Origin of the sequence: Paenibacillus zanthoxyli JH29 (genome assembly GCF_000520715.1) — a bacterium.
Taxonomy (GTDB): Bacteria; Bacillota; Bacilli; order Paenibacillales; family Paenibacillaceae; genus Paenibacillus_AQ; species Paenibacillus_AQ zanthoxyli.
Genome location: NZ_ASSD01000596.1, coordinates 1 through 9,790, shown reverse-complemented (window position 1 = coordinate 9,790; position 9,790 = coordinate 1). Strand labels below are relative to the sequence as shown.

8 protein-coding genes and 1 pseudogene are annotated in these 9,790 nt (G+C 54.6%); 3 read left to right on the top strand and 6 right to left on the bottom strand.

What is annotated here, in order from left to right; genetic code table 11:
- Positions 1–225, top strand: a pseudogene (locus L691_RS29910) (glutamate synthase); the annotation flags it as partial.
- A gap of 145 nt (positions 226–370) precedes the next feature.
- Here the strand turns inward: L691_RS29910 and L691_RS32260 are convergent.
- The gene (locus L691_RS32260) at positions 371–604 is read right to left on the bottom strand and encodes a hypothetical protein (protein WP_156934325.1); all 234 of its coding nucleotides are present in this window, start codon (positions 602–604) and stop codon (positions 371–373) included.
- Positions 605–658: 54 nt separating this feature from the next.
- Between L691_RS32260 and L691_RS0123185 the strand changes: the two genes are divergently transcribed.
- Complete coding sequence (locus L691_RS0123185; protein ID WP_025692672.1) at positions 659–2,440, top strand: proline--tRNA ligase; 1,782 nt, start codon at positions 659–661, stop codon at positions 2,438–2,440.
- Positions 2,441–2,517: 77 nt separating this feature from the next.
- Here L691_RS0123185 and L691_RS0123180 read toward each other — a convergent pair whose 3' ends face one another.
- The 5 genes from L691_RS0123180 to L691_RS0123160 are packed head-to-tail and all read right to left on the bottom strand — an operon-like array spanning position 2,518 to position 7,258.
- The gene (locus L691_RS0123180; protein ID WP_025692671.1) at positions 2,518–3,261 is read right to left on the bottom strand and encodes a YheC/YheD family protein; all 744 of its coding nucleotides are present in this window, start codon (positions 3,259–3,261) and stop codon (positions 2,518–2,520) included.
- Positions 3,262–3,263: 2 nt separating this feature from the next.
- Entirely contained in the window at positions 3,264–4,391 is a 1,128-nt protein-coding gene (locus L691_RS0123175; RefSeq protein ID WP_025692670.1) for a 2-aminoethylphosphonate aminotransferase, read from the bottom strand.
- 22 nt (positions 4,392–4,413) lie between these two features.
- A complete protein-coding gene (gene aepY, locus L691_RS0123170) occupies positions 4,414–5,544 on the bottom strand; it encodes a phosphonopyruvate decarboxylase (protein ID WP_025692669.1) in 1,131 nt (376 codons plus the stop codon).
- Entirely contained in the window at positions 5,541–6,440 is a 900-nt protein-coding gene (gene aepX, locus L691_RS0123165; protein ID WP_025692668.1) for a phosphoenolpyruvate mutase, read from the bottom strand. The genes aepY and aepX overlap by 4 nt, the downstream gene beginning before the upstream one ends.
- The gene (locus L691_RS0123160) at positions 6,437–7,258 is read right to left on the bottom strand and encodes a YheC/YheD family protein (RefSeq protein ID WP_084654415.1); all 822 of its coding nucleotides are present in this window, start codon (positions 7,256–7,258) and stop codon (positions 6,437–6,439) included. The genes aepX and L691_RS0123160 overlap by 4 nt, the downstream gene beginning before the upstream one ends.
- A gap of 211 nt (positions 7,259–7,469) precedes the next feature.
- Here L691_RS0123160 and L691_RS0123155 point away from each other — a divergent pair, with 211 nt between their 5' ends.
- Positions 7,470–9,752: a type IA DNA topoisomerase gene (locus L691_RS0123155; RefSeq protein ID WP_025692666.1), complete on the top strand. Its 2,283-nt coding sequence runs from the start codon at positions 7,470–7,472 to the stop codon at positions 9,750–9,752.
- Positions 9,753–9,790: the final 38 nt, after the last annotated feature.

Genomic DNA, 9,790 nt, shown 5'->3' with positions numbered 1-9,790 from the left:
TTCGACGGACCGGAGCAGGGATTGGTTCAGGAGCTGCAGCTGGAGACCGACCGCCGCACGAACGTAAAGGCGGCCTATGGTAAATTTAACACCAATGTTGAAAAAGTATTTGCCGCCGGAGATATGCGCCGAGGACAAAGCTTGGTTGTCTGGGCGATCAACGAAGGGCGCGCCGCCGCCCGCGAGGTGGATAAATATTTGATGGGCTCGACCATTCTGCCGTAAGCCTGCCTCTTGACTAAGCTGCCGAAATTATGTAAGTTAATTGAAATTACCATTAATTATTCAGCAGCGATGACCGAGGAAGGCAGTTGCACTACCCCCGTTGGTACAGAAAGGGAACTCACCGGCTGAGAGGTTCCCCGAAACGTCAGCCTGCCCCCCCGCCCCGGTAGCTGCAGCGATGAAGCGCCTTGAGCCCATATGAACTCATCCCTGCGGGGTATGGAGCATAGGTCAAAAAGTTCTCATGCGGATAGACGGCAGTGCCTGCCGAATCCATATTGAGCGCTTTAGGCGTGAAACGCTGCCGGTCTGCGGCCGTTATCCGCTTTGAGGATCGTTCGCCTATACCGGCGCAGCGATTGAAATAGGGTGGTATCACGACACATTCGTCCCTGACGGATGTGTCTTTATTTTTTTTCAAGGGGGAATAAGGATGCGACAAAGCCAGATATTGCTTAATACTTTACGGGAGCGGCCTTCGGAGGCGGACACGGAAGGGCATGGGCTGCTGCTGCGCGGCGGCTACATCCGGCAGCTTGCCGCCGGCATTTACAGTTATCTTCCCCTGGGTCGCCGCGTTCTGCGCAAAATTGAGGGGATTGTCCGGGAGGAGATGGAACGCGCCGGCGTCCAGGAGGTAATGCTGCCCTCGATGCAGCCGGCGGAGCTGTGGATGGAATCGGGGCGCTACGGAACGTACGGCAACAATCTGATGACGGTAAACGACCGTCACGGACGGGAATTTATTCTTGGCCCGACGCATGAAGAGGCCGTCACTTCCCTGATGAAGAACGAAGTGAGCTCCTACCGGAAGCTGCCGGTGAAGGTCTACCAGATCGGAACCAAATTCCGCGATGAGAAGCGGCCGCGCTTCGGGCTTCTTCGGGGGCGCGAATTCATCATGAAGGACGCCTACTCCTTCGACATCTCCGAGGAGGGGCTGGACTTGTCCTACCGGACCATGTTCGGGGCGTACAACCGGATCTTCGCCCGCTGCGGGCTTCGCTTTCGGGCGGTTGAGGCGGATGCGGGCACGATCGGCGGAGACGGTGGCAGTCACGAGTTTATTGCCCTTTCTTCAATTGGCGAGGATACGGTCGCCGTCTGCGGGCATTGCGATTACGCGGCAAATTTGGAACAGGCCGAGACGGCTTCCTGGGACGGGGAAAGTATCGGTTCCGGCGCTAAGGAGATCGGTTTGGATACGCCGCAGGCGGATCGAGGCGGGGCTGCTGCTGAAGACGCGCCATTGCCGGAAAAATTTCATACGCCGGACATCCGCACCATTGACCAGCTTACAGCCGCATACGGCCTGAAGCCGGAGCAAATCATCAAGACGCTGATTTACAAGGCGGGCGGCGACATCGTTGCGGTGCTTGTGCGGGGCGATCATGAGGTCAATGAAATCAAGCTGGGCAAATATCTGGGAGCGGAGGACACCACGCTTGCGGATGACAGTACGGTAGCTGCGGCGGCGGGCGTGATCTGCGGCTATGTCGGCCCGGCCGGACTTAAGCTGCCGGTGCTTGTCGATTATGCCGTCGCGGCAATGACGGAGGGCACCACTGGCGCCGGGGAACGGGACTATCATCTCCGGGGAGTCCGGCCCGGACGCGATTTTCCGCTTGCTCATGTCGGTGATTTCCGCAATGCCGCAGAGGGGGACCCGTGTCCGCGCTGCCGCGAAGGGCATTTGACGCTGCACCGGGGAATCGAAATCGGTCATGTGTTCAAGCTGGGAACCCGGTACAGCGATAAGCTCTCGGCAGCGTTTCTGGATGCTTCCGGCAGGGAGCAGAGCATGATTATGGGCTGCTACGGTATAGGCATATCCCGGCTGCTGGCGGCGGTTGCCGAGCAGAACGCCGGAGAAGGGGGAATTGCCTGGCCTGATGCGCTGGCGCCTTTTGAGGTGCAGATCATTATCGTCTCGATCAAGGACGAAGCTCAGGCCGCGCTGGCTGAGAAGCTGTATGGCACGCTGAAAAAGCTTGGTCTTGAGGTGCTGCTGGATGACCGGGACGAGCGCCCTGGCGTTAAATTTAAGGATTCCGGCCTGATCGGCACACCGCAGGTTGTGGTTATCGGCAGGGAGGCGGCGCTTGAGAGAGTGGAGTATGAGAACCGTGTAAGCGGCGTTAAAGAAACACTCGGGCTGGAGGAATCCATCTTACGGATCACTGAGCATGCTACAAGCTCAACTTTCGCAGACTAAAAATGATCCTAACTGCTCAAAATTCAAGCCGCCTTTGGTCACGATTCGCGATCCAAACGGCGGCTTTTTCAATCTCTCTATCCAATTTTATACGCATTGATCCGGCGAAGCATCGTTTTATCCGCCAGCTTGCGGAAATGGGATCTTGACGGGAAGAGGTTCCCTTCAATGATCCAGACGCGGCCATGGCGATCCAGCGCCAGATCAAAGCCGTAAATCCGATGTCCCGGGAATAACTCCCTTAACCTGAAGACAGACTGCAGGGCGACCCGGTCCAGATTCTTTTGCAGGAGGTGTGGAGAGTGCCCTTTCAAGGAAGAATACCGGAGGGCGGTTCCGACCGGCAGAATCGTCCCCTTGCTTCGCTCGATATTGGAGACGATATAACCGTTGCCTGCCACTTTTGCCACTTTTGCGGTAACGACCCAATGGGTGGAGTTTGTTTTGCGCTGAACGATAACCCGCATATCAAATGGACGCCCGTTGATGTCCGCTCGGGAGATGCAGCGTTGAACCATATAGTCGCGGGCTCCGACCTGACTTTTTATTAATGCAAATGCTTGCCGCTTTCCTCGCACTTTGTATTTTCTGTTCTCGATGTGCACTTCGTAAAGATGGTTTCCAAGCGCCGAAACCTGGAAGACCCCCTGTCCCCGGCTGCCGCCTACGGGTTTCACAATCACCTTCTTGTATTTGGCTAACATCTGCTGAAACGTTAAAGTCGTCATCCATCTTGTCTCCGGCATATAAGTCTTCAAATACGGGGAGCTATTCATAAACCGGTATTTCAGAAACTTGTTCTTGCTGCTCGGTAATGGCATGATCAGTCAACTACCTTTCGCATAGAATAGCCGGTGCCTAACAGGTATTCATCCAGCAGCGACAAGAAGGCTTCGACATCCTTGAAGCTGATGTCTCCGATATTTGCGATGCGAAAAGTGCGGAAATTCTCGATTTTGCCGGGATAAATGGTAAAGCCCTGGGCGTAAAAAAAATCATGCATCGCTTGAAAATCAAAGCCTTCGCAGTCTGGCTCGAGGAAGGAAGTCACGGTTCGGGAATGGTCCTTTTCCGCAACCAGATGTTTCAGTCCCCGCAGGGACATGCCATGAATCAGCGTTTCCCAGGATTTTGCGTACCTTGCGTACCTTTCGGCCAATCCTTCTTCCTTCAATTCTTCGATGGCCTGTTTGAGGGCGTACAGAGTCTGCACCGGCGGGGTAAACCGCATTTGCCGGGTTTTCACAAAATGCTCGTATTGCGCTGGCAAATTCAGGTAATAGTTCCGAGGCTTTGCGGATTTCAGGGACTCCAGCTTGCTTTTATCCGCCACGACAAAAGAGATTCCCGGCATACCCTGGAGATTTTTGTTGGAGCTGGCCGCCAAATAACGGATATTCATCGATTCCATTTGGATGGGGATGGCTCCGAAGGAACTCATCGCGTCCACGATCAGGTCCAGCCGGTATTTCGCGCACAGCTTTCCTATCGCCTCGATGTCGGTTAACAGGCCGGTTGTCGTTTCATTGTGAACGACGGCGACGTGAGATACGGGTTGCCGGGAATTGCGGATCGCAGCTTCAAGCGCAGGCAAATCAATCGCTTCCTCGGGAGAGCTTTTGAATTCCAGGTAATTCAATCCGTAAGCAGCCGAGATCTCGCACATCCGCCTGCCGTAAGCGCCGTTATTGATGATGAGCACCGCATCGTCCGAGGGGACGGAAGACAGGATCGATTCCACCGCGGCAGTTCCCGAACCGCCAAACAGAACGGTGGCGTAACGGGAGTCATCGGCAACGAGGCGGGTCAGCTCCACAGAAATGTCTTCCATCAATCTTCCAAACTCCTGCTCGCGGGGACAAATATCCGGTACGATCTGGGCATATTTCACGGTGTCTGTCGTTGTTGCAGGACCGGGGTTGAGCAAAATCGTTCGTTTTACGGTCCCCATAACAGGACCCTCCTTCTTTCCGCTATTTTCTTAGAAATTCCACTAACCGCTCTTTCACTTCAAAGGGCCGGATGTGGGGCCGGCCGAGCGGCTCCTTGGAGCCGGCGGCGATTCTCATATGGAGGAAGGTTAGCTTTTTCGCTTCCTTCCATTCTCTCAAAGCGGCCTCCAGCTCGCTCAACTGGTGGACATAAACGGAGCGGGCATAGCCGCTGGCGGCTGCGATTTTCACGAAATCAAGATTGTGCGAAACGGTTTTCTGACCTCCGGTTGAATCATGAGCGTTGTTATCCAGCAGAATGTGCAGCAGGCCCGAAGGACCGTAGCAGCCGATAGTTGTCAGAGCGCCCATGCGCATGAGCAAGGAGCCGTCTCCGTCGATGGCGACAATGTCTTTATTGGTTTGAGTCAAGGCCAATCCGAGCCCGAATGAACTAATGCATCCCATGGAGCCTACCATGTAAAAATTGCCGGCATGGTCCGCGATATCGTACAGCTCTCTGCCCGTTTTGCCGGTTGTGGCAAGATAGACGGTATGGCTGTCTCTTTGGGCATGGAGAAGAGACAGCGCTTCGTACCGGGTGGGAAGCTGGTCTCTTTTGTGCTTGACCCGAGCGGTTTGATTCACCGCCACGAGCGGAGTCTGGCTGCGCAGCTCTTCCGGTTCAAATGTTCCCTTTCGGACGACAAAGAAAAAAGGCCGGTTCTGTTCCGTGACCTGAACAGCTTGCAGCAGTTGTTGCTTGGCTTCAGCCATGTCCGAGGACAGGTATTGCCATTCCATCTGCATCAGCTCCAGCATCTGCGGCGTAATCTGTCCCATCAGCTCATGCTGGGGTTCATCGGGAACGCCGGGTTCTCCCCGCAGGCTGACAAAACCGAGGAGGGGGATACGAAACGGGTACAGGAGGGATGTCAAAGGCGAAACGGCGTTGCCGAGCCCCGAGTTTTGCATGAGGACAACGGGCTTTTTCCCGCCCAGATAAGCGCCGGCCGCAATGGCCACCGCATCTCCCTCATTGGCCGCCCCGATATATTCGCAGTCGTTGATGGCGTAGTTGATCAAATTCTTCAAGTAGGAACACGGAACCCCGGTATAAAAGTGAAATCCCAGCCGGTGCAATTCCGCTCCGAATTGTCCGGTAGGGATCATGGCCGATCACCCGCCGGCTTGCCAGGAGAAGGAAGGTATTTGCCTTCGGCCGCCTGAAGCTCATCGGCCCGCTGCAGCCGGAAAATCTCGTCAACGCCTGCTACGCGGCCTTCCACGTCCATGATGCTTTCTTCGCGGAAGATCTTATGCGTGATTCCCTGCATGGCCTCAACCGAGGCGCGCAAGTTGTGGTTGGCCCAGATGACGGCGCTGATCCCAAGCTCCTGAAAGCGTTCCGTTGGCGTGGCATAATACTTGGTGGGTACCACGACCACCGGATGTCTGCCGTTCCAGGCTTTCATGAAAGCCTCGATCTCCGAGATTTCCGCCTTTTTGCTGTGCATTAGGATGGCGTCGGCGCCCGCTTGCCGGTATGCTTCGGCCCGTTTCAGAGCTTCCTCCTGACCCCATCCGGCGATCAAGGCTTCCACTCTCGCGACCACCGTAAAGTCCTCATCCTGCTGCGTATCCTTCATGGCTTTGATCTTGCCGCAAAACTCGTCGATGTCCGCAAGCGGCTGGGCCACGCCGTTGATAAAAGAGTTCGTCTTCGGAAACAGTTTATCTTCAATGCATACGCCTGCGATCTGGCGCTGCTCCAATTTTTTAACAAGACGCCGGGCATTATTGAAATTTCCGTAGCCCGTGTCTCCATCGAGCAGGATAGGAATGGACGTCGCGTCGCTCATAAATTCCAGTACACTCAGCACCTGCGTCCAGGAAGCTTCGTTGTTGTCACGAACACCCATGGCAGCTGAGATGGTAAGGCCGCTCGCCCAGATTCCTTGAAAGCCGGCTTCTTCCACAATCTTTGCCGACAAACCGTTATGGGCTTCCATTAAGTACTCCGTTTTTGCTGAATCAATCAACTGCTTCAATCGGGTGGATTTGTTCATTGCACGCTTCCTTTCTTTAGAGCTGATGAAGACGATATAAGAAGACTTGCTTGAGAAACGTTCTTCTTATTCGAAAAGATCAAACGTTTGTTTCTGTGAATCCGTCGCAGCATGGTCTTGTCGGGGAGCTGGGTAAACAAATGGTGGGCAGGCCGGGAGTTGGCTTCGATAAACCAGATTCGGCCTTTTTTGTCGATTCCGAAATCAATCCCCAATTCGTGAATGTCCGAGAACGACTTATTCAGCGTCTTGGCTATGATAAGAGAAAGCTTCCGGATCGTATTTATGCTATGGCGCGTTTTACTTCGATTGTTTCCGTAGACGGGCAAAAGAACCCTGGGAAGCGATGCGGCATGACCCCCTCTTGTGTGATTTGTCACAAAGCGGTGCGGAGCAGCAACCCTAGCCACCGTGCCGGAAACCATCCACTGGCCTGCCGGCTTCTGCAGATAGATGCGGAGATCGAACAACTTGCCCTTATAGGAGGCGAGGTCAAGGCCCCTCTGCACAATGTATTGTTTTGGCGACCGCTCGTAAGAGCGGAGAGTCCTGTGCAATGAAGGAGAGCCGAGACTGTGCCGGCTTCGGTCGTGAGCCGTTTCATACCCGTTAACGGTTTTCCGGACACGGATAATGCCGGCCCCTCCGCTGCCGCCGTTGGGTTTGATAAAGATGGACGGGTACTTCTTCAACATTTGCACGGCTCTGTCTGCCGAGAACCAATGGGTTTCGGGCAAATAGGGGCTAATTTCGGGTTGGTTTAGCAGGATCTGGTGCTTAATCATCTTTCCTTTTACTTTATACAGGGACAATTGCATCACGCTTTCTTCTGTTTTTTCATGTATATGTTTATGTATCCGGCGTTGCAAGGGCAGCCGCAGAAATTTCTTTAACAAAAATACGGACTTAAATTAACTTATCTACCGATTTCAACCTGCGAAAGTTGAGTTAAAAATATCCGGATCTGATGTATAATAGACTACTGGACCTTTTTACTAGCAGAGATTGATAGACAGGGAGCGATTGTTTTTGAAAACACTGATCATTGCGGAAAAACCGGATATGGGACGGAACATCGCCGCCGCAATTGAGCCGAAAGCCAAAAATCACCGTTCCTACCTTGAAGGGGAGCAGTATATTATTACCTGGGCCATCGGGCATCTGATCGAACTCGCGGAGCCCGATGCTTACGATCCGAAATATAAGCGGTGGAATATCGGCGACCTGCCGATCATTCCCGAGCAGTTCAAGCTCGTGCCGAACCGGAAGACCATTGATCAGCTTAAGGTGATCGGGGAGCTGGCAAAGCGCAGCAACATGCTGATTAATTCCTGCGACGCCGGGCGGGAGGGGCAGCATATTTTTTCACTGATCCAGCGGCATCTGAAGCTGAAGCAGCCGGTTAAGCGGCTGTGGATTTCCGACCTTACGCCCGAAACGATCCGCAAAGGCTTCCGGGAGCTGAAGGACGGGTCGGAGTACGAGAATTTGACGAAAGCAGCCAAAGCCCGCAGCGAAGCCGACTGGCTGATCGGAATGAACGGCTCGCGGGCCTTCACCACAAGGCATAATGTGCTTCTGTCGGTCGGCCGGGTGCAGACGCCGGTCCTTGCCCTGATTTATGAGCGGCAGAAGACGATTGAAGCTTTTTCGTCGCTGAAATTTTATCAAGTGGAGGGCCATTTTTCTCAGGGAGATACGTCTTACAAGGGCTTGTGGCAGGGCGACCGTCTGACCGAGAAGGACAAAGCGGAGGCGCTGGCGGCAAAGGTCAAAGGAAAGCCGGGGCGCATCGCTTCATACGAGGTCAAGGATACGAAGGAATATCCGTATCGGCTGTACGATCTGACGCTCTTACAGCGTGAAGCGAACGGCAAATTCGGTTTTTCGGCCAAAAAAACGCTCGACACCGCCCAAGCGCTGTACGAGAAGCATAAAGTGATTTCGTATCCACGGACGAATTCCAACTACGTCACCGAGCAGAATATTCCGGAGATGCATAAGACGCTGTCCTCGCTTACGGGAACGGCATACGATGAATGGGTCCAAGGCGCGAACCGGAGCCTCGTGCACAAAGGCAATAAATTTGTCTGCAATCCCGCGAAGGTTGAGGATCACCATGCCATTCTGCCGACGGGGCGCAAAGCGGCGGGGCTCGGTCCCGACGAGCAGAAGCTGTACGATCTCATTGTCCGGCGTTTTCTGTCGCAGTTCTATCCGGCTGCCGAATACAAGATGCACATTGTCATCACCGAAGTGGAAGAGGAAAAATTCAAGACGACGGTTAAAGAGCTGCTGAGCCTCGGCTGGAAGATCATTTACAGCGATCAGAAGAAGGACAAGCCGAAGGGAAGCAAAGCAAAGGGCAAGGAAGAAGAAGAGGACGAAGAGACGGAGGTCAGCGAGCCGTTCTCCGTTGTTCCCAGCGAAGGCGTGTATTGCGGCGACGCCATTGTGAAGGAGAAGGAGACGCAGCCGCCGAAGGCTTTTACGGAAGGCACTTTGTTAAAAGCCATGGAAAGCGCGGGCAAGCAGATCGAGGACGAGGAGCTGCGGGACGCCATGAAGGATTCGGGGCTGGGAACTCCGGCGACAAGGGCGGCGACGATCGAGCGGCTGAAAAAGGTCGGCTATATTGAGATGCAGGGAAAAAAGATTGGGATTACGCAAAAGGGACGGACGGCGATCGAACTGATCCGCGGGGCAGGCGTCGAGCTGCTGACTTCTCCGGAAATGACGGGCCACTGGGAGCGCCGTCTGAATGAAATCTCGCGCGGAACGGCGTCAGATCTGCAATTTATGGAGAATGTAAAGAAATTTGCGGCGATGATCGTGGACAAGGTGCGGGCGCAGTCCCGGGCGGACAAAACCTCTTTCGAAAGCTCAGAGCCCGCATCAGGCACAAGAGGGAAAGGAAGAGGCGGCACCCGGCTTTCAAGCGGTGGGAAGGACGGTTCCGATGCCGGCACCAGGCGTTCAATCGGTGGGAAGTCCGGTTCCGATGCCAAGGAAGCGGCAGCTTCCAAGCCTGCCGGGCCCAAGTTCATCGGGGCCTGTCCGCGTCCCGGCTGCGGCGGCCAAATCTTCATGGGCCGCAAAGGTTACGGCTGCTCTCATTACAAGGAAGGCTGCGGATTTGTCATCTGGAAGGAAAGCTACGGCAGACAGCTTACCGATACCCAGATCAAGGCGCTGATCGAAAAAGGGCGCACCGCCAAGCTGAAGCTTACGCTGCCGGACGGTTCGGCAGTGGAAGGCAAGCTGGTGCTCAGAAGCCCGGAGACGGGCGAGCTTACAGTGGAAATCGTATAAAACAAACGGCAGGCCGCGTATGGTGTTCATACGCGGCC